Origin of the sequence: Rhizobium sp. 862_C5_N1_2 (assembly GCF_051811205.1) — a bacterium.
GTDB classification, from domain to species: Bacteria; Pseudomonadota; Alphaproteobacteria; order Rhizobiales; family Rhizobiaceae; genus Rhizobium; species Rhizobium leguminosarum.
In genome coordinates this window covers 208,266-228,003 of sequence record NZ_JBPWPT010000003.1, presented here as the reverse complement: position 1 = coordinate 228,003, position 19,738 = coordinate 208,266, and the positions used below count along the sequence as shown (strand labels likewise).

The 19,738-nt window shown below is 59.0% G+C and carries 15 protein-coding genes and 2 pseudogenes; 14 read left to right on the top strand and 3 right to left on the bottom strand.

What is annotated here, in order from left to right; translation table 11 throughout:
* Positions 1 to 80: 80 nt before the first annotated feature.
* The 7 genes and pseudogenes from ACD590_RS31020 to ACD590_RS30990 all read left to right on the top strand — a co-directional run bounded on the left by ACD590_RS31020 (position 81) and on the right by ACD590_RS30990 (position 6,746).
* Positions 81 to 1,085: an ABC transporter permease gene (locus tag ACD590_RS31020; RefSeq protein ID WP_018246419.1), complete on the top strand. Its 1,005-nt coding sequence runs from the start codon at positions 81 to 83 to the stop codon at positions 1,083 to 1,085.
* A 3-nt stretch (positions 1,086 to 1,088) separates the two neighbouring features.
* Positions 1,089 to 1,946 carry an ABC transporter permease gene (locus ACD590_RS31015; protein ID WP_018246418.1) on the top strand — a complete coding sequence of 286 codons (858 nt, stop codon included), beginning with the start codon at positions 1,089 to 1,091 and terminating at the stop codon, positions 1,944 to 1,946.
* A gap of 1 nt (position 1,947) precedes the next feature.
* Positions 1,948 to 2,937: an ABC transporter ATP-binding protein gene (locus tag ACD590_RS31010; RefSeq protein WP_018246417.1), complete on the top strand. Its 990-nt coding sequence runs from the start codon at positions 1,948 to 1,950 to the stop codon at positions 2,935 to 2,937.
* Positions 2,934 to 3,746 (top strand): ABC transporter ATP-binding protein, encoded by an 813-nt coding sequence (locus ACD590_RS31005; RefSeq protein ID WP_018246416.1) that lies wholly within the window; start codon positions 2,934 to 2,936, stop codon positions 3,744 to 3,746. Before ACD590_RS31010 ends, ACD590_RS31005 begins: the two co-directional genes overlap by 4 nt.
* 206 nt (positions 3,747 to 3,952) lie before the next feature.
* A complete protein-coding gene (locus tag ACD590_RS31000; protein WP_018246415.1) occupies positions 3,953 to 6,193 on the top strand; it encodes a bifunctional diguanylate cyclase/phosphodiesterase in 2,241 nt (746 codons plus the stop codon).
* Positions 6,194 to 6,251: 58 nt separating this feature from the next.
* Positions 6,252 to 6,404: pseudogene (locus ACD590_RS30995) on the top strand (type IV secretory system conjugative DNA transfer family protein); the annotation flags it as partial.
* Positions 6,405 to 6,500: 96 nt separating this feature from the next.
* Positions 6,501 to 6,746 (top strand): WGR domain-containing protein, encoded by a 246-nt coding sequence (locus tag ACD590_RS30990; RefSeq protein ID WP_439004143.1) that lies wholly within the window; start codon positions 6,501 to 6,503, stop codon positions 6,744 to 6,746.
* Positions 6,747 to 6,789: 43 nt separating this feature from the next.
* Here ACD590_RS30990 and ACD590_RS30985 read toward each other — a convergent pair whose 3' ends face one another.
* From ACD590_RS30985 to ACD590_RS30975, 3 genes are all read right to left on the bottom strand, one after another.
* Positions 6,790 to 7,710 carry an ArdC family protein gene (locus tag ACD590_RS30985; protein ID WP_018245186.1) on the bottom strand — a complete coding sequence of 307 codons (921 nt, stop codon included), beginning with the start codon at positions 7,708 to 7,710 and terminating at the stop codon, positions 6,790 to 6,792.
* Between the two features lie 604 nt (positions 7,711 to 8,314).
* Entirely contained in the window at positions 8,315 to 9,337 is a 1,023-nt protein-coding gene (locus tag ACD590_RS30980; protein WP_018246412.1) for a class I SAM-dependent methyltransferase, read from the bottom strand.
* 493 nt (positions 9,338 to 9,830) lie between these two features.
* Positions 9,831 to 11,606: an adenylate/guanylate cyclase domain-containing protein gene (locus tag ACD590_RS30975; RefSeq protein ID WP_439004142.1), complete on the bottom strand. Its 1,776-nt coding sequence runs from the start codon at positions 11,604 to 11,606 to the stop codon at positions 9,831 to 9,833.
* Positions 11,607 to 11,816: 210 nt separating this feature from the next.
* Here ACD590_RS30975 and ACD590_RS30970 point away from each other — a divergent pair.
* The 7 genes and pseudogenes from ACD590_RS30970 to ACD590_RS30940 all read left to right on the top strand — a co-directional run.
* Positions 11,817 to 11,942, top strand: a pseudogene (locus ACD590_RS30970) (ABC transporter ATP-binding protein); the annotation flags it as partial.
* Positions 11,943 to 12,106: 164 nt separating this feature from the next.
* Positions 12,107 to 14,062, top strand: coding sequence for an SARP family transcriptional regulator (locus ACD590_RS30965; protein ID WP_130653670.1), 1,956 nt, complete (start codon positions 12,107 to 12,109; stop codon positions 14,060 to 14,062).
* 41 nt (positions 14,063 to 14,103) lie between these two features.
* The gene (locus ACD590_RS30960) at positions 14,104 to 15,138 is read left to right on the top strand and encodes a phosphatase PAP2 family protein (RefSeq protein ID WP_130653671.1); all 1,035 of its coding nucleotides are present in this window, start codon (positions 14,104 to 14,106) and stop codon (positions 15,136 to 15,138) included.
* A 31-nt stretch (positions 15,139 to 15,169) separates the two neighbouring features.
* Entirely contained in the window at positions 15,170 to 16,864 is a 1,695-nt protein-coding gene (locus ACD590_RS30955; RefSeq protein ID WP_439004141.1) for a S8 family serine peptidase, read from the top strand.
* A gap of 103 nt (positions 16,865 to 16,967) precedes the next feature.
* Positions 16,968 to 18,551, top strand: a complete 1,584-nt coding sequence (locus ACD590_RS30950) for an aKG-HExxH-type peptide beta-hydroxylase (protein WP_018246407.1) — start codon at positions 16,968 to 16,970, stop codon at positions 18,549 to 18,551.
* Positions 18,551 to 19,510 (top strand): ThiF family adenylyltransferase, encoded by a 960-nt coding sequence (locus ACD590_RS30945; RefSeq protein WP_018246406.1) that lies wholly within the window; start codon positions 18,551 to 18,553, stop codon positions 19,508 to 19,510. The genes ACD590_RS30950 and ACD590_RS30945 overlap by 1 nt, the downstream gene beginning before the upstream one ends.
* Entirely contained in the window at positions 19,501 to 19,704 is a 204-nt protein-coding gene (locus ACD590_RS30940; RefSeq protein ID WP_370091309.1) for a hypothetical protein, read from the top strand. The genes ACD590_RS30945 and ACD590_RS30940 overlap by 10 nt, the downstream gene beginning before the upstream one ends.
* The last annotated feature ends 34 nt before the right edge of the window (positions 19,705 to 19,738 follow it).

Below are 19,738 nucleotides of genomic sequence, written 5' to 3'. Positions count from 1 at the left end.
GGCCCCCTATCGACGGGCATGTGGCATGTCCGTCGATCCTTTCCTGTCGATGAAGGGAACCAGAGAGGAACCACTGCCCTATGACGTCTTATCTGCTCTTTGTGCTGAAGCGGTTCGGTCAGTTTCTGCTCGTCGTATTTCTTGGCGTGACCATCACATTCTTCGTCACCCACCTGACCCCGATCGATCCGGTCGAAGAAAGCATAGGCGCCATCACGCAGATGGGGCAGTCCGATCCCAATGCGATCGAACTGATGCGCCAGTCGCTTCGCGAGCTTTACGGAATGGAGGGCTCGATCTGGCAGCAATACCTGCATTTCTGGCTTCGGCTTGCGACCGGTGATCTCGGTCCCTCGCTATCGGCTTTTCCCACACCCGTTTCCACTATCATTCTGCGGTCCCTGCCCTGGACCATCGGGCTGATGACGATGTCGACCCTGATCACTTTCGTGCTCGGCAATGCGATCGGCGCGCTCGCCGGCTATTACCGGAAGAATATGGTGATGAAGGCCGTCAGCCTCGTCTTCATCGCGCTGCTTCCCATTCCCTATTATATTCTCGCCTTCGTGCTTCTGATTGTGTTCGGCTATCTCTGGCCGGTGCTGCCGATCAATGGCGGCTACGAGATGAACGCCAATCTGGACCTCTCCTTCGCCCTGGTCCTCGATATACTGAAGCACTCCATCCTGCCGGCCTTTTCTCTCATCCTTGTGGGAACCGGCAGTTGGCTGATCGGGATGCGCGCCCTCGTATCCAACATCATCACCGAGGATTATGTCGTCTTCGCCGAACTCGGCGGCGTTCCCAAACGGAAAATTCTCCGCTCCTACATCTCCCGCAATGCCATGGTGCCGCAATTTACCGGGCTTGCCATGTCGCTCGGCGCGATCTTCAACGGCACGGTCATTACCGAAATCGTCTTCGGCTATCCGGGCATCGGCAACCTGCTGATCGAAGCGGTGCATGCCGGCGATTACAGCCTGGTGCTCGGCCTCAGTGCATTGTCGATCGTCGGCGTTGCCGCGGCCGTGTTCATCATCGACATTCTGAGCCCGCTGATCGATCCGCGTATCAAGGTGGAATAGAACATGTTTACGATCGTCCGCGACCTCGCACGCCAGAATATGGAATTCCTCTGCGGCCTGCTGCTCTTTGCCGTCATCGTCGGATTGATAGTCGTGTCCTATTTCTCGCCTTACGGCGCGACGGACATCTATCTTCTACCGCCCGATATGCCGCCCGACGGCGAATATTGGCTCGGCACGACATCGCGTGGCCAGGACGTTTTCTGGCAATTGACGACCGCCCTTCGCAACACCCTGTTTTTCGGCATCGGCGTCGCCTTCATTTCACGCATCATCTCGCTGGTCGTCGGCCTCGTCGCCGGTTATGCCGGCGGTGCGGTCGACCGGGTGCTGATGGCCATCAACGACAGCGTCATGGTCATCCCGCAATTTCCGCTGCTGATCCTTTTCTATTTCGTACTGAAGGACAGCATGACCTGGACGGCGCTGATCGTCATCATGGCCTCGCTCGGCTGGTCCTATGACGCACGCCTCATCCGGTCGGTAGCGATCAGCCTGAAGACGAGATCCTTCACCACCCAAAGCGTCTATTCCGGCATGAGCATGCGCAAGATCCTCGTCGAGGAGCACCTGCCTTACGTTCTGCCGATCGTCTTTGCCACCACGATGAACAACATGATCTGGTCGATCGGCATGGAGATCACCCTGTCGGTGCTCGGCTTCACCGATATCGAGACGCCGACCATGGGCATGATGATCTATTGGGCCAATGCGCATTCGGCGCTGATATCAGGCATATGGTGGTGGGTGGCCGCCCCCGTCGCCGTCATCGTCGTCCTCTTCCTGGCGCTCTTCCTGCTGTCCATGTCGATGAACGAATACAATGATCCGCGCAGCCGGCTGAACCGGATGGGAAGTTAGTATGGATCCTTTGGTCGAAATTGAGAATCTGAAAGCCTATTACCGTGCCTTCCTCTACGGCGTCGATCGCGAGGTGCGCGCCGTCGACGATATCAGCCTGACGATCGCCCGCGGCGAGGTCTATGGCGTTGCCGGTGAATCGAGCAGCGGCAAGACGACATTGATCAAGACCATCGCCGGCGCAATCCGGCCGCCGCTGAGGGTCGTGTCCGGGAAAGTGACATTCCATTTCGACGGCGGCACCCAGGATATCTACGCGATGAAGCCGGAAGAGCGCCTGGCGCTGCGCTGGCGGCATCTGTCCTATATCATGCAGGGCTCGATGAATGTGCTCAATCCGGTGCGCCGGATCCGTCACTCCTTCACCGATTTCGCCTTTCGCCACATGAAGGTCGGCAAGAGCGAGTTTTTCGAAAGGGTCGCCACCCATCTGCAGCGGCTTAAGCTGGATCCGCATCTGCTCGACGCCTACCCCCACGAGCTCTCCGGCGGCATGCGCCAGCGCATGACCATTGCACTGGCGACGATCCTGACGCCGGAATTCATCATCGCCGACGAACCGACGACCGCACTCGACGTGATCGTTCAGCGCGACGTTCTGTCGATGATCCGCGAAATCCAGCGCGAGATGGGCTCGTCCTTCCTGTTCGTTACCCATGATATGGGGGTTCACGCGACGGTCTCCGACCGCATCGGCATTGTCTATGCCGGGCGTCTAGTCGAGGAAGCGCCGACCGCCAAACTCTTCAACATGCCGCTCCACCCCTATACGCAGCACCTCGTCGGCAGTCTGCCGCGCATCGGCGATGCGACGGCCCGCCCTTCGCTGGAGGGTCGTCCGCCGAACCTCGCCATGCCGCCGGAAGGCTGCCGGTTTCACCCGCGCTGTCCGAAGCGCATGGAGATTTGCTCGCAGAAGGTTCCGCCGCTCGTCACCGTCGAGCCGCAGCGGCGCGTGGCGTGTTTTGCCGTTACGGGAGATCAGGTTTGAGTGCTCTTCTTAGTCTCTCGCATGTGACGAAAGTCTACCGCCAGGGCGGCATGCTCGGCCGGCGCCTGATCACGGCGGTCAAGGATGTCAGCTTCGAACTGGGAGAGGAGCCGGAGATCCTCTCAATCGTTGGCGAATCCGGCTCGGGAAAATCGACGATCGCGGCGATGATCCTCGGCCAGACCGAACCAACGGAAGGCGAGCTTCAATTCAGCGGCAGGACCGTCGCCATCCATAGCAGAGCCGAGCGCAGGGCGTTCATGAAAGAGGTCCAGCCGGTTCTGCAGAACCCCTTCGAAGCCTTCAATCCGCTGAAACGTGTCGACCGTTATCTCTTCGAGACCGCCCGCAATTTTTCGTTCTCGGGAAAACGGCCGGACCGAGAGCAGGCGGAGCGGATGGCGGATGCCGCGCTCATCCATGTCGGCCTGACCCTTGAAGAGGTGAAAGGCCGGTTTCCCCACGAATTGTCGGGCGGCCAGCTTCAGCGCGTCGCCATCGCCCGCGCGCTGATCCCGCAACCCCGCCTGCTTGTGGCAGATGAACCGGTCTCCATGGTCGACGCATCGCTGCGCATGGCCATCGTCAACCTCTTTGGCCGCTTGAAAAACGAGCTCGGGCTCTCAATCGTCTACATCACCCACGACCTCGCCACCGCCTATTACATCAGCGACAACATCATCATCATGCGCAAAGGCGAAATCGTCGAGCGCGGACAGGCCCGTACCGTCCTGGACAACCCGCAGCATCCCTACTCGCGTGCGCTCAAGGATGCGGTGCTTGCCGCCGACTTCAGCCCGGTGACCTAGAGCAATTCCAGGAAAAGTGTGAAACGGTTTTCCGTCCGAAATTGCGTAAAAACAAAAGGATAGAGCGGTTCTGCGCTTCAGTGAAAAACTGAACTGCTCTAAGGAGCAACGAACAGGCAGCTTTCCTTTATAAGGGTTGGCAGGTTTAGCGTTGCCTTAAAGAAACTGTGCAAGGATGAGGGCCTGTCATCCACGCCGGCAACCTGATGAAGTTTCGAAGAAATCTCGCTCGCTCCGTAATAAGCCATACCAGCGCATTCGCGCCCGCAATATTTGCGGCAATTATTGCAGCAATCGTCGTCTGGGTCGCAACCAACTGGCGGCTGGAGCGATCGCTTGCCGATGAACGCTCGACGGTTGCCGGCGAGCTCGCCACCATATCCTCCCGGCTTCAGACCAACCTCAACAGCAATGTGAAGCTGTTGCAGGGGCTGGCGGCCGGCATCGCAGTCAATCCAGAGATGGGCCAAAGCGGCTTTTCAAAACTTGCCGCGCAGATCCTGCAGCCCGATTCACAATTGCGAAGCTTCGCCGCTGCGCCCGACATGGTGGTCAGGTGGGTTTATCCGGAGAATGGAAACGAAAAGGCCATCGGGCTCGACTACCGAACCAATGAGAAGCAACGGGCTGCCGCGATGCTGGCGCGCAACACGCACAATATCGTTCTGACAGGCCCGGTGGAGCTTGTCCAAGGTGGAACCGCTTTTGTGGTCAGGTGCCCGATCTACATCAATGACGGAACAAGCCAGATCTTTTGGGGGCTGCTTTCCGGAATAGTAGACATACCAAAGCTTTACCAGGAAAGTGGCCTTGGTTCGACCGAGCTTGAGATCGCAATCAGCACCGTACCGGAGCCGAATTCGCCCAAACAGGTTTTTTTCGGCAGCCTGGCAACCTTTTCCAGGAAACCGGTCCAGACATCCGTTGATATGGTTTATGGCCGATGGACCCTCGCCGCACTGCCAAAGCAGGGATGGGGCCAAAATAGCGGGATCGGCACTTTTGAGTTCTACGCGAGCCTATTGGCATTTTGCGTCGTTGCGCCGATTGTCTGGATCGGTTTTCTGACCAAATCACGCCAAAGAACGATCGAAAAGCTTCGCCTTCACAAGAAAAAGCTCGTTCGAGCACGACAGAGGCTGGAGTACCTGTCATTGCATGACGCATTGACGGGGCTTCCCAATCGACGATTTGTCGACCAGATGATCTCGCAACCGCCGAGACCTCGTCCACAAGATTGTCTGATCCTCATTCATATCGACCTCGATCGATTTAAAGAAATCAACGACACGAAAGGGCACGCCGGCGGTGACGCGGTCTTGCAAACAACGGCTTCGCGCCTTGCCGATTTGGCTGGTCCAAACGACGAAGCGGCTCGGATCGGTGGAGATGAGTTCATCTTCGCCAGCTGGAGTGCAGATCCGGAGCCGAAGGCAAACGCATTGGCCCGGCAAATTGTCGATGCCCTCGAGCAACCCCTCTTCATTGACGGTGCGGCCTGTATTGTCGGTGCAAGCGTCGGCGTCGCCTGGGAGACTGAAGGTGCTCTCGGGCGGGACCTCGGCCAATTGCTTCTCGATGCCGATTTGGCTCTCTACGAGGCGAAGAAGGCCGGCCGCGGCCGCGCTGCGGTCTTTACAGAAGAGCTTCGCAGCGCCGCGATCCATTCGAAAGAATTGGCGGATGAATTCACGCATGCGCTCGATCGTGATGAACTCGTTGCATTCTTCCAACCGCAGTTCAATGCAAACACATTGGATATTGCCGGCGTCGAGACACTGGCCCGTTGGGATCACCCGAAAAAGGGTCTGCTCGCCCCGAACAGATTTCTTGACGTCGCGGAAAAGCTGGGGCGCACCGGCGACATGGATAGGCTGATCCTGCAAAAGGCCCTGTTCGAGCTGACAAGATGGGACAGCTTGGGAATGCAAATTCCACGTGTCTCGGTCAACATTTCAGCGCGTCGACTGGCGCAGGCAAATCTGCTTGCCGAGCTGTCCGAGCTTCCCATCGCGAAGGGTCGTCTGTGTTTCGAGCTGCTCGAGACAATCTCCTTCAATGATCTTCAACCTGTTCTCAAGGAGATCATTCCAGCCGTCAAAAAGCTTGGCATCGAAATCGAGATCGATGACTTCGGCACCGAACATGCCAGTATCGTCAGTTTGCTTCGATTTGAGCCGCGACGCCTGAAGATCGATCGCGAAATCATCAAGCCCATTATCGCATCTCCATCTCAGCGCCGTCTGGTCTCCTCCATCATCGAAATCGGCCGGTCGCAGAACATCGACATCGTCGCAGAGGGCGTGGAGACCATGGAGCATGCGAAGATCCTGAAAGATCTCGGTTGCCATATATTGCAAGGTTACGCTCTGGCACGACCAATGACCTCGGAGCAGTTGATTGAATTTTGCCGCATAAAGGACAAAGGAATGACCGAGGCAGGCTGATAGCCAAACCCCGCATTCCCTGTATGACTATCTTCCGTCGATCCTAGACACATCGCCGCTGACGCCCGACGAAGTTCGCAACATGCATGCCGAGACCGAACTGCTGTTCATCACCGTCCAGCGGCCAATCGTTGCGACAAAGTTGCGCTATTATGCCGACCCGGAATTTGCCAGATTGTTTGCCAAGCAGGAGATAAGCCAGGAGAGATGAGCCAAGCGGTTCACATCACCCCGATGAATCGATCGGGCCTGACCGATTCACAAATGTCGTTGGACACCCTCACCTGGTGTTTGCGATCCTGCCGGCATGACAGTTCAGCCCTATCACGTCTATCTCGAACGCAGAGAGCGTGCCAAAAACATGGCTCGCTTTTATGCGCTGTCGATCGAGGCGAACCTCTTCGGCGAGACCTCGCTCGTGCGCAGCTGGGGACGCATCGGCAGCCGCGGACAGCAGAAGATCCATGTCTTCGACAGCGAGGCAAAAGCCGTCGATCTCCTGCTCGCCCTTTTGCGCAAGAAGCGCTCGCGAGGTTATCGGCCGCTGCAGTGATCCGCATCCGCGTCTCTCATGGTTGAGTGAAGGAAGAGACGGCTCACGCCGCCGCCTCCTCGTCGAACTCCGGCTGCAAGGAATGCAGGTAGTCGACGGCGCGCTGCGCATGCGCTGCCGCGGAAAAGATGGCGCGCTTGTCGTTGCCAAGAACCTTAAGCCAGCCATCGAGATAGCTTGCGTGGTCGGGGCGTGGTTCGAGCTCGGGGACGATGCCAAGATCGGCACAGAGAAACGAGCTGCCGAGTTCGGCAATCAGTTCTTCGCGGGCGCGTTCGCTCCTGTCTTTTGCGTAGCGGCTGAGATCACGATCAAGCCGTCGCGGTGCCCCGGTCCAGTGCGTCATCTCGTGACTGAGGACGGCGACATAGGCGGCATCGTCCCGGAAGGCATCCAAGCATGGCATCTGGATGTAATCACGAATGGCAGCATAATAGGCAGCCGATCCGCCATGCCGGATGAGTGCGCCGGTATTGGCAAAGAAGCGGCCGGCATCGCCGATCCGGCGCATCGGATCCTGGACAGGTGCGATCTCATGAAAGCGGTAAGGAAGACCGGCGATCTGATCGGCGTTGAACACGGTGTAGGTCTTGAGAAATGGAATGTCCTGTTCGATCTCCGTGCCTGTCTCGGTCGTCTCGGTGCGGATGAACGAACTGGCAAAGACTATGGTTGTGCCGGTTTCGCCCTTGCGGACGGCGCCGCCGAGTTCGATTGCCTGGCGAAACGTCATCCAGCGTGATGAGGCAAAGCCGCGGGCGATGGTTTCGGACCAGAGGAGCAGGACATTGATCCCGGTATAGGGTTGGCCATTGTGGCGCAGTGGCCGGCTGACCTCACTTGCCGCCTGTCCCGTCGTCCAGGGCCTGGTCCATGGCCGCACACCCTGTTCGAGATCGGCGATGATCCTGGTGGTGATGCGGCTGTAGATATCGGATCGTTGATTGGATGGTTGCCTGCTCATGTCTGAACCTCCGTTTCGAGGTCGCGGCCATCGCGACCTGCTACGGCGGTCCGAAAGCCGGGCGGCAAGTGCTGCCTGCACCCGCAGGGCCGCAACGCAGTGGAGGACGGCAAAGCCGTTGCCGGCGGCGCGAGCCTGGCAGGACCAGAGCCGGAGCAGGACGCGATGACTGCAATCTTAGTAGGAGGTTTTGACGAAGGCGGAAGTGGCAGATCAGCGAGTCGGCATCACGTCGCTCACATCGCCGATGAACCGCAGCGCAGATCGCTTGCTGGCCGGCCGCGCCAATGACCGGGCGATGTCATCGCGCGAGGCGGTTTGGTCTTCCTCACATGAGGAGTTTGGCGTCAACGGCTATCTCGGAAATAACCGGCGGCAAATCGGCAGAATCCAATTGCATAATGGCTCCGAATGCCGACGATGGCACGCGGCCCCATTGGACCAATCGGCTGAGCGAGTAAATCGAGGACATCTCGACACGCGTGGAATCGATGTCCGATCGGACGGTTGGGGCGTGCCTCGCGCTTGCGGATCAGATCAGGATGTTGCGGTATCCCAATCGAAGACACCTGAACCAGAGCGACGCAGGCGACGGTCGATGGGGCTATTCAAAGAGAATGAGGCTTGCCGGAGTTGGCGGCATCGCCGCCACCGTGACGCCGGCAAGACCGGCCAGTCCTGCCATCTCAGTCAGCTCACTTTGCGTATAAGCCTGACCCGCCGGCGTGCTGGCGAGCATCTCCCAAGAGAACGACGCAGGAAAAGGCGGCGACACGCCATTTTCGTTCGGTACGAAATCCACCGCGACGATCCGACCATCCTTTGCAAGGCTCGCGACGATCTTTCGTAACAGTTGGGCGCACGTCGGCAGATCGAAATGGTGCAGAAAATTCGGAAGAAGGACAAGATCATAACCCGTGCCCCATTCAACATCGAAAGCACTGCCGGCAATTGTCTGGTACCGGTCAGACACGCCGGCATTTACCGCATTCTGCCTCGAAAGCTCCAACACGGCGGTCCAGTCGACGGCGACGATCTCCGCCGATGGAAGGCCCTTCGCAATTTCGATCCCGAAAAAGCCTGGACCTGCGGCAATGTCCAAAACTTTCTTGGGATGCCTGGCCCAGCCGCAGATTTCGTCGGCCAGTATTTTGGCGCTGAGCCCCGTAAAGGAGCCCATGCCGCGTGCAAACTTCAACCAGACGGGGTTGTCCGCAGAAATGTTTGCAAGCCCAACCGAACCGCCGTTTCGCACGACCGCGGCCGGATCGCGCAGAAAATTATCGAGTATTTCGGGTGCAGCGACGAACTCGACGGCAGAGCCCATATAGGCTGGCGAATTGCGATCGAGGAACATTTTGGTCGAGGGCGTCACTCGGTACTGTCCGCTCTCCTTGGTCAGGAAACCGTGGACCACAAGGTAATCGCACAGGATGCGTATCCCACGCTCCGAGGCGCCTGTTATCGACGCCAGCAATGCTGCCGTTTTGCCCTCGCCGATATGAGTAAAGAGATCAAGCTCGATGGCCGCCCTGATCGCCGCCGTCTTGCGGCATGCAAACAGCGCATCGATCACGAGTTCGGGCGACACGACGCCAGCACGGGCGTCCTCGACGATTGTTTGCATGGGATCCCCCAGAGCCCTCGGTCGATCTTGCCTGGCAGCGCCAGCCGCAGAAATTATGCGTATATCCACATATTCTACAATACTTACCGCGCTAACCTTATCGGGTGCCACGCCCTCATGGGCGAGCTGTCCTGCGGCCGGCGCGCCGTTCATGCCGACCAAGATGGCTGCGTTGTCGTGCCTGCACCAGTTTCCCCATAGTTGCCGGACGATACGCTTTTCCCATCTCGATCGCTGTCAGCACCCGTCCGTCTCGGATGCATGCTCGAGACGATGTCGCGGAGCCAGAAAACAGATTTGATGCAACGTCGCGCTGCGGCGCGAGCAAGGTCAGGCCGATCGCTGGATTGAGTCGCCGCAAGATGCTCATGTGCGCGCGGCCGTGCACCGGGATGTTCAAGTCCCTCGGCGACAACAGCTTCGTTCGATCGAAGGGATACGGGGGTCGAGATCGACGAGCAATGAGGGGTCAATCTAACCCTCTCGCTCACAGTCAGTGTTCGGGCAACCCCGCTTGCCGCAGGCCCTCGGCCATTTGATCTGCCCATTGCGGTGAGGCTCGAAACACAGGCCGTGTCATATAGCGCTGGATCGTAAAGCCCGGCTCGGCTGCCAGCAGCTTTTTCGCCGCCCATCGAGCTGTGTCCTCGTCACCACTCATTGCCGACCAGGCAGACATCATCCGGTATGGCCACGTCACCTCCGGGTGTTTGCTAACTACCTCCCGGGCAATGGAGATCGCCTCGGAAAGTTTGCCTGCCAGGGCCAAGGAAAGGGCCAAGCCCATTCTCATATTGAAGGCGAGTGGATCCGCCGGACTAAGCGTCATCGCCCGCTCGAAACGCTCTCGCGCGCAATCAGGCTGGCCTCTGTAGCTCGCGACCCATCCATATCTCGCCCATCCCCAGGCATTGTTTGGATCGAGCGCCAGTGCTCTTTCGAGATAGGCCGACGCCCCCTCCTGATCGCCGCAGTGGCTCAACGCTCCCCCGGTAGCGGTCAAGGCAGTCGGATCATCGTCAATCGAGGCCGCTGCAACCTCGATGGCGCGTAATGCGCATTCGAGGTCCTTCTCTGGTTCGTCAGTCCAGATGTAGCCGAGGTTCTGGGCGTGGCACCAGGCTAGGAAAGCATGGGCTCGGCCGTACGCAGGATCGATCTCGATTGCGTCCTGAAGGAGCGGGATTGCCCGCTTGATAGCATCCTTATTCTGACCCCAGAGGTACGGGTAAGCCCGCATGACGAGGTCGTAGGCGCGCAGACTGCTGGGCGGTTTGCGCATCGCGAGCTCGATTTCCGCGCTGCGAATGGCTGGATGGACTGCGCCAGCGACCTGCGCCGCGATCCTGTCCTGGAACTCGAAGATGTCCTGGGTCGCGCCCTCATAGCGCTCGGACCAAAGCTGGGTCCGCATCTCGGCTTCAACAAGTTGGACCGAAATACGCAACCGGTCCCCTCCCCGTCGGACGGTACCTTCGACCACGTAGGTCACGCCAAGTTCCCTGCCGACACTACGCACGTCGACGAAGCGACCCTTGTACGTGAACGCTGACTGGCGCGCGATCACGAAGAAATTTCGTACTCGGGAGAGAGCGGCGGTGATTTCCTCCACGACGCCGTCCACGAAATATTCATCGCTCTGGCCGCTGAGATTGTCGAAGGGCATCACCACGATCGATGGTTGGTCCTTACCAAAGCGGGCCGAAAACGATCGCACCGACCCTGCCCCATTCCCTTCACCGTTCTCTTCGGGCCAATCCACTCGAAAGACAGAAACTGGCTTGGGGATATTTTTCAGGACGCGCTCTCCAAGGCTGGTGAGTGTGAACAGCACCTTGCCGTCGAGATGCTCGCGCACCGACCCGGAAATGCATATGCCTGAGGGAGCGGCAATCTCCTGCAGGCGCGCCGCGATGTTCACGCCGTCGCCAAGAAGATCATCGCCAGACACGATCACGTCGCCAAGATTAATACCGATGCGAAATTCCAGGCGGCGATCCTGTGGAAAGTCGTTTGAGCGGCTGAGAAGGCTGCGCTGCATTTCGACCGAGCACCGGACGGCCTGAACCGCACTTGGAAACTCCGCGACAAGGCCATCACCCGCGCTGCCGAAGATACGACCGCCATGCTCGAGCACCAGTGCCGCTATCTGATCGTGGCAAAGGGTGAGTTCACGAACGGTGGTCTCCTCATCAAGCGCCGTAAGGCGGCTGAAGCCCACGACGTCAGTGGAGAGAATGGCTGCAAGCTTTCGATTCACAGCGGTCACCGCTCCATCTGGTGGCTGTCTATCCGCACTCAGTGCACTGCCTCAACCTTACATCTGACAAAGGTCAAATTCCACCGCGAGACCTGAATGGCGCCAACAATTCCGGCCGCCGCCTTGACGAAGACGCTTGACGGCCGCATCGGGCTGTCGCTTATCACTAGTTGAGATTGACTCGACTTTGAGTAGTGCGCGTGCGCAAGTCAAGTGTTCAGATCCGAACGCAAGGCTTTCATGAAAGAGGTTCAGCCGGTTCTACAGAACCCCTTCGAGGCCTTCAATCCGCTGAAACGTGTCGATCGTTATCTCTTCGAGACGGCCCGCAATTTAACTTGGTCGGTCTTTTCGCCTAAATCGAGACTGGTATTTGCGTTGCGTAATTCGCAGCCTTTAGCGGCTGCCTGCGAAATTATGGCGCCTAAAACAACACTTCTTTGACGCTGCTTTGACGGTAGGGCGCTACGACCGGTTTGCGAAGTTACGCAGAGGGATTTCAGCCGGTTATGCTTCAGTTCGATTATCGCAAAAGCATCGATCTTCCTTTCGGAATCCCGATTTCCCTTCCCGGTTGCTTGCCAGGCGCCGCAGGTATGGCAGACTGGTCTCTGGATGCCAGGTCTTCGACCTGCCAAACGAGCGCATCGGAGGCAACGGGGGCGGGGCCGGTGGATCGCATGAACAAGGGGCACGATCCGTTTCGGATGTTCCTGCTCGGGCCTTTTGCCCTTGTGGATGCTGAAGGGCGGTCGGTTACTCCGAAATCCAAAAAAGCCCAGGCTCTTCTGGCGATGCTTGCACTGTCCGCCCGGGGCTCGCGCTCGAGAATCTGGCTTCGGGACAAGTTGTGGAGTGATCGCTCCGACGACCAGGCGGCAGCCAGTCTGCGCCAGGCCCTTTTGGACATTCATAAGACTCTCGGGCCTGCACGTGATCTCTTGATTGCGGATAAGAATACCGTTTGGCTGGATATGGACCGACTGGTGCTTGATACCGAACTGGTGGTTCGGACAAACCGGTCCGCGGATCAAATCACCGACGAGTTGCTCGAAGGTATAGACATCCGCGATCCGGAATTCGAGGACTGGTTAACGCTTGAACGGCAAAACTGGTATAGCCGGCTCAATGTCGGACAGGTCCACGACGTCTTCGAGCCGCGACAGCAGCCGAGCCGCGATATCGCCAAACATTCCGCCCTGCTACCTCTGACGGGTGCCCCGGATGTGCCAAGACAAGGCAAACCCGTGGAAATCGCCGGCAGCAACCCATATCGGCGGCCGGCAGACGGTGACTGGCAATGGGTCATGGTCCTTCAGCCCCCGATCGTGGTGGGTGTTGGAGAGGGCGGACAAATTGCTGCGACCCGGTTCCAGAATCTCATTGCAAAAGCCATCACCGATGGGCTGGCCATTGGCGTCAGCGACCTCTCCTTCGCTTTGCCGGATATTGAAGAGAGCGAACAGCGGATCAGCCTTCCGATATGCCTACAGCTTCGCCTCACGTTTGACGGTGACATGGTGATGATCGAACTGGTGATGAAGCACCTGATCAACAACCGCATTCATTGGCTGAGCAGTCAGGCAATCAACCGCACGCAGTTCGAGCGGGGCGAGTTCGGCACCGCCGCTGCGCTGATCAGCCAGGCCGTCGATCAACTGGCCTATTTCCTGGAGACCCAGGCAAACGACCGTCGACTGTCGCAAGACGGCCTCCTGATCGACGCCGTCAATGCGATCTTTCGGCTGTCGCGTAGCGATCTGGATAATGCGGAGCGGCGCCTGGAAGAACAGATCCAGTATCAGCCGCGGTCATCGACTTTTGCCTGGCTGTCATTCATCCGGACTTTCCAGGTTGGCCAACGTTTCAACGCGCTTGACGCGCATCTGATCGAGGAAGCTCAGGCATATGCGCGCAAAGCGCTGGAACTCGATCCGCAGAATTCCGTTTCGCTCGCGCTCGTCGGCCACGTCCATTCATTCCTGTTCGGCGAATACGACTATGCGGCCAACCTGTTCGAAAAATCGATCCGCCTGAATCCGGCCCTGCCGCTCAGTTGGGACCTCTACGCGATGCTGCACTGCTATGCAGGCCAGCCCGACAAGGCGGTGGCCATGGCGCGTTGGGTACAAGAGCTCGGCGTCTACAGTCCGCATAAATATTACTTCGATACGACCAAATGCATTGCGGCAGCGCTTGCGGGCGATCATACCGCAGCCATAGCTGCAGGCGAAGAAGCCCTGCGGGCACGGCCGAACTTCAACAGTCTGCTGCGCTATCTTGCCTCCAGTCACGCCCATTCCAACAATCTCGGCGGCGCGCGGCATTACCTGCAGCGTCTTGAGGCGGTCGAGGGCGGCTTCTCCATCAACGCCTTCCGCGGCAGCGGCTATCCGCTGCTCGATACAGGCGGCGGCCAGATCTTGATCGACGGCCTGCTCAAGGCCGGCGCCAAGCTGCGCTGAACTCCGGACAAATCTTCACATCATCGCGCAAGGAGGCTCCAATGGAAGCGGACACTACTGAGGAATCGCAATCGAAAATTGTTTCATTTCTAAACAGTTATAAATTCAGGATTGAGCCGGATACGGTCCTTCCATGCGAACCCAGGGACAATGCCGGTGCTGATCCTCTCGCCGGTGCATCACCGGCTGCACCTGATGAAGCCCCCGAAGCTGTGCTTTTCCTCGGCACGGATGACGATGGATCGCCCCTGCCCGGGCCAATGATGGCGACGATGGCCGTAGCCTCGGTCCTCAACAAGAGCGTTGCAAACAAGTCGGTGCTCAACAAGGCGTCGCTGAACAAAAACAAGAACAAAAATAAGAATAAGAACAAGAACAAGAACAAGTCGACGATGGACGGCGGCAGCCTCGGCGTGTCGCAGCTTATTCCCTCCTTCGAGCTGCGCAGGCTGCACCAGCAGCCATCACGCAACGCCTATACCGCGGCGCGGCGCTTCACCTGGGAAATGCTGGATATACTTCCGCCGCCCGGCCCCGATTATACCCGCCTCGAAACGACGGTGCTGCTCTCTATGCAACGCCGCGACCGCGAACGCGTGCGACGCCTGCCCGATATCCAAATCGAGTCGACGATCTCCGTGGGGGAATTCACCCGCGCATTGCATATCGAGGATCTCGGCGGTTTCGAGCAGACGGAAGGCCTTTTCCAGGCGATCCTGACGGCCTGCGAATATGTCGGACTGATCTACAAGAGCCAGTTCAACCGGCTGCGGCCAAACCAGTTCGAGCCGATGCTGCGGCCATTGCTGGCCGTGCCGGTCCACGAGTCCTATCCCAGCAACCATTCGTTCCAGTGCTTTTCGATCGCCTTCGCCTTCTCGACGATCCTGCCGGAACATCCGGCCACCGACGAGCTTGCCCGCATCGCCCAGAACGTCGCCGAAAATCGCGAATGGGCCGGCCTGCACTATCCGAGCGATACGCAGGCAGGGCGAGATCTCGCCCGGCGTTTCGCTCCCTACCTCCACGACGCGTTCGGTCCTCTGTTCCAGGCCGTACACGACGAATGGGTCTGAAATCGCCAGTTGCACAACAGGGATCATGAACATGACGGATCAAACACAAATGCCTGAGCCCGCACCGATCAACTACTATTATCTCTGGCACCTGACTGCCCTTGGCGTGGTCGACGCGGAATACGGATCGGCTCCGCCTGCTCCACCAGCGCTCGATGCGAGCGCTGTACGCGCGCTCCCCGACCCCCTCATCACCGGCACGGTCTGGGATGCTATCGCTTCCGCCGGCCCGTTGCGACCCGCGCGGGTCGCGCTGATCGATGTCGGCGTATCTCCGGATCATCCCAATCTGGCAACCCGGCTTGACCGCGAGGCGTCAATCGATTTGACGACCCATCGTTACGGCGCGCGTGTACTCGAAATACTCGATACGACGACGTCGTTTGACCGCGAGAAACGACATGCCTTCTTTGCCGGGCTCGACATCGCTCCGCTCGGCAATATCGGCCTTTCGAACGACGACCGAGACTATCTCAGTGACCTGGTTGCCGAATATGCCACGTCGGAGGGTGTTCTCCGGCGGCTCTACAATCCGGAATCGCTGTTTGCGTCGCATGGTACCTGCTGTGCGGGGCTGATCGTCGGCGAACCCGCCGTTGTTGCGGAAGAAGGCACGCCAAGCCTTCCGCCGGAAGGAGCCTTCTACGGTGATAGTGACGAGCTGCGCACCAGCGGCAATCGCAATGTCATCCCCTATTTCGGCGTTGATCCTTTCTCAAGGCTCATCTCGATCAGAACGTCCTTCGAAGACGATGTCAGGCAGTTCATTGCGGCCTTCCTTTATGCCTATCTTCAGAAAGCAGATGTGATCGTCTTGCCGCGCGGTCTGCCTGACCCGAAACGCAGCATCGTCGATCCGAAGAACGAGCTGAAGGCCGACCTGGAATTATGGAAAAACCAGGATGCCGCCAATCTCTTCGCGCGTATTGCCCTTGCTGATCAAGGTGGACCTGAACTGGAGCCGAAGGCGGCGCAGAAAGGCTCCAATCCGGATCGTCCGTGGCATGTCCTCAAACAACTCATCCTCGCCATCAGCCGGCACATCCCGATCGTCTGCGCCGCAGGAAACAGTGGCGAGAGCCAGCTGATCTATCCGGCAAGTCTTGCCGCCGACAACAACGGCGTCATTGCAGTTGGGGCCGTTACCGTCGAAGGTTTCCGTTCGGGCTACAGCAATTACGGCGAAGGATTGACGTTAGTCTCCCCCTCCGACGACGGGGAGGTCTTCAACAGGCATCAGTTGCGCCTCGACCGGCTTTCTCCATTTGCCGCGCAGCACGACTACAGCGCTTTTCGAACACGGGAATACTACTATTCGCACTTCTCGCTGCTGACGACGGACCTGTCGGGGATTTTCGGCTATAATCAGGGCTCCGATCCGTGGTCGGCCATCGTGCCGTTCGGAACCAATCCGGGCATCGGAGGCGGATACTACACTCCCTTCGGGGGCACATCAGGCGCGTCGGCGCAGGTGGGCGGGTTATGCGCCCTGATACAGCGGGCTTACAAAAGCCGCCACAATGCCGGTGAACGCCTCTCGGGGCCTCAAGTGAAATCGATTCTGAAAGCTGCGTCCCGCCTGGACGCAATTGTCGCGCCCGGCACGAGGAAATTGACGGCAGATTGTATGAACGCCGAGAGCGAGGATGCCGTCGAGATGGCCTATTTCTTCGGGTCGGGCCTGCCGAATGCGCGGGCAGCGGTGCAGGCGGCTCTGGCGATCTGACCCCGCGGCTGCGTTATCCAGAATTCCAAGCCTCCTCGATCGAGGAGGCTTTTTCTTTGTTTACGTCATTTTTACGGATTTTTAACGCGGAACTGGCGGGCGAATGACGCCCTCGGGGGATAGTGCCTCTCAACAGACGACGCACAACGTTCCGATGACGGACGACGTCGTCTCGAACTCCGGCATTTTTGCCCGAGATGCAATCTTGATCCGCCCGAAGACAAACTCACGGAGGCTGCCGATGTCCGCGACCCGCATACAACAATTGGCAGATGAGGCGCGCCTCCTGCTCAAGCGCAATCCCCTGATGGCAAGTACCGTCTCCCTGCAGCGCGTAGCAACACGCAACCTTTTGAAGCGACGCTTCCAATATGGCCGCACGCTTGCGGCGGCTTCGAAGCTCGCCGGTTGTTCGGCTGGGGTAGAGGCATTGTCAGGTTATTTCCCCGACCTTGCAGATGGCGGATACACGCGCCTGCCGGAGCTTCCGCCAGCGGTTGCCGGACCGGTCGGCGCCGACCCTTACCGTTCATCCGTACTTGCAGCCTGGATGGGTGCGCTCGCGCGCAGTCTGGAATGGCAGGCAGCCCGCCCCGATGTGCAGGTCGTCGGCCGCTATCTGCAGCCGGATCTGATCGCATCGGATCTTGAACTCGAACGTCAGCCAGCGTGCCGGCTCTCTTGCGGCATCGGCCTTGTGCACATCGAAAGTCCGGCGCGAAGCCGTATCATGCAAGCCCTCCTGCGCCAATGCATGCCGGACTATCCCCGGCCCGGCTGCCCGATCACGGACGATGCGGAACTGGATCGCATCGCCGACCATCTGGAGAAGGCCTTCGCATTAATCGCGGACTTGGACGAGTACGGCCATCAGCGTCTGATCGCCGGCCTGCACACGCTTTACGTTGGTGTCCGGCGCGAACCGCAGTGCTCCTTTTCGAGTTCGAACGAATTGCCGGGCAGCGCGCTCATCGTCCTTTCCAGAGAGAGATTGCGCGCCGGCGATCATGCCGCGACAGCGGCCCAATTGCTTCATGAGGCGGGGAATATCCTGCTCGGGTTTTATACGACCTCGGCGGCGGCATCCCTGCCTGGCGAGTTCCAATATGTTTCCCCATACAAGAAGGACCTACAGACGCTCGAGAGCATCCTGCATACGGCCTACACCATTCCCTGGGAATGCGCCTTGCGCATGGCATGCCTATCCACCGAGACGGATGCTGAGCGCCGCGCCTGGAAGACGGCATTCATAATTGCCTATGCCGCGCGGCAAGTCCCGCTCATCGACATCGCTCGGAAAGGTATCGAACGTCTCGGCGGCGATGTCCTCCTCGACCTCCCAGACATCGCCGCCATTCCTTCCTGGAGCAGTCGGATCTTGTTCCTCGTGAGCCAGTTGCTTGCCGAAGAACCCATTGCGCACCGCCAGGCGCATCTGGCCGAGTGCCAGCGAGTTCTCGATCGCCAAGCCTGGGATATCGGACAGATGCTGCTGCGCGGCAAGGAGCCGATCGATCCTCGGATGGGCCGGCGAGAGATCGATGACAGCGGCGACAATGTCAGCCTCTGGTACGACGGCAAATTCCACGTGATTGCGAAGACCCCCGACCATGCGATGGGCGAGGATTACGGACACTACGCCGCGACGATCCGCCAAGTTGCGTCCAGCGAGATGGAGGCGATCTGATGGTCAATTATCGGTCTAGACGATTGTCAGCGGCAATCCGTGCGCCCGTCGACTTCCCGAACTTCTTCGCCCACAGCCTGGGGTGGGGCGGCAGAGGGGCTCTGTTCACCGGCAATAGTGTCGATCTTGCCGAGGAACGGAGCCCCAATGTTACCAGGCCTGCGTTCGGCGTCTCGTTGGAGCGTTCCAATGTGCCGGATGAGGACGAATATGTCTCCGCCGCAATGGATCACGACGACGCCTTCCTGACGCCTCTTTGCCATCGGCAACGCGACTTCGCAGGTTTTCGCGAAATCGACTTCGTCATTATCGGATGCGGCGGCTTGGGCTCGCAGATTGCCATCCAGCTTGCGGCCCACGGCGCGCGCCATTTCTTTCTCGCGGATGCGGATCGTATCGACGAGAACAACTTGAACCATGTGCCATGGGCGAGCGAAGCTGATCTCGGCCGGCTGAAGACGGACAAGCTGGCGACCTGTCTGGCCGCGTGTTTCTCGGCCAATGCCTTCGCGCTGCCGGAATTTGCGGAAGGGGCCGCAGCGCTCCGACTAATCGCAGATTACGCCCACAATCCGTTCGTCGTTCTTGCCGGCGACGATTCTCATCCGGCCCAGGAGTTCCTGACGGCCTGCCACGCATCGAAAGCCGGCCTGCCGCCCTATCTGCATGTCGGCCGCTCCCAGGCTCATGGCATGGCAGGTCCCTCGGTCGCAGTGCATGAGGACGCATGTCCCGTCTCCCATTGCACCGCCCAGGTCGCAACCGACCACGGCTTTCTCGCTCCACCGGCCGCCGCCGAGAACGCATTTATCGCCGGCCTTGCCGTGTCGCGGATTGCCCAAAAATGCCTTTCGAGACACTCGGCCGCACGGGGACGCCGATGGATATTGGACCTCAAAGGCAATCAGGCCGAGCTGCGTTCTCTCTGCGAACACCCCGAATGCAAGGTATGTCCATGAACACGCTATTTTCGTCGGGATATTGTTGCTCCGTTGGCGCAACTACCGGAAAGAACGATGAGCTGACGATATCCGAAGCTCTTTGCGATCCACTGATCGCCATGGTGATGCGCGCCGATGGCGTGACCATCGAAGAATTCAAGCGACTCCTTGAGGCGGCGGCCCGTGCGCTAAAAGCCAATCTGGCTAGCTGATGGTTGACGAGCACGTGTGGCCAATCTCGGTGCG

Excerpts from the sequence above, each read along its gene's own strand:
- ACD590_RS31015 (WP_018246418.1), top strand. The coding sequence starts at position 1,089 with ATGTTTACGATCGTCCGCGACCTCGCACGCCAGAATATGGAATTCCTC.
- ACD590_RS30940 (WP_370091309.1), top strand. The coding sequence starts at position 19,501 with ATGTCCATGAACACGCTATTTTCGTCGGGATATTGTTGCTCCGTTGGC.
- ACD590_RS30985 (WP_018245186.1), bottom strand. The coding sequence starts at position 7,710 with ATGAGCAGGCAACCATCCAATCAACGATCCGATATCTACAGCCGCATC.
- ACD590_RS30945 (WP_018246406.1), top strand. The coding sequence starts at position 18,551 with ATGGTCAATTATCGGTCTAGACGATTGTCAGCGGCAATCCGTGCGCCC.
- ACD590_RS30955 (WP_439004141.1), top strand. The coding sequence starts at position 15,170 with ATGACGGATCAAACACAAATGCCTGAGCCCGCACCGATCAACTACTAT.
- ACD590_RS30950 (WP_018246407.1), top strand. The coding sequence starts at position 16,968 with ATGACGCCCTCGGGGGATAGTGCCTCTCAACAGACGACGCACAACGTT.
- ACD590_RS31020 (WP_018246419.1), top strand. The coding sequence starts at position 81 with ATGACGTCTTATCTGCTCTTTGTGCTGAAGCGGTTCGGTCAGTTTCTG.
- ACD590_RS30990 (WP_439004143.1), top strand. The coding sequence starts at position 6,501 with ATGACAGTTCAGCCCTATCACGTCTATCTCGAACGCAGAGAGCGTGCC.
- ACD590_RS30980 (WP_018246412.1), bottom strand. The coding sequence starts at position 9,337 with ATGCAAACAATCGTCGAGGACGCCCGTGCTGGCGTCGTGTCGCCCGAA.
- ACD590_RS30960 (WP_130653671.1), top strand. The coding sequence starts at position 14,104 with ATGGAAGCGGACACTACTGAGGAATCGCAATCGAAAATTGTTTCATTT.
- ACD590_RS31010 (WP_018246417.1), top strand. The coding sequence starts at position 1,948 with ATGGATCCTTTGGTCGAAATTGAGAATCTGAAAGCCTATTACCGTGCC.
- ACD590_RS31000 (WP_018246415.1), top strand. The coding sequence starts at position 3,953 with ATGAAGTTTCGAAGAAATCTCGCTCGCTCCGTAATAAGCCATACCAGC.
- ACD590_RS30965 (WP_130653670.1), top strand. The coding sequence starts at position 12,107 with ATGCTTCAGTTCGATTATCGCAAAAGCATCGATCTTCCTTTCGGAATC.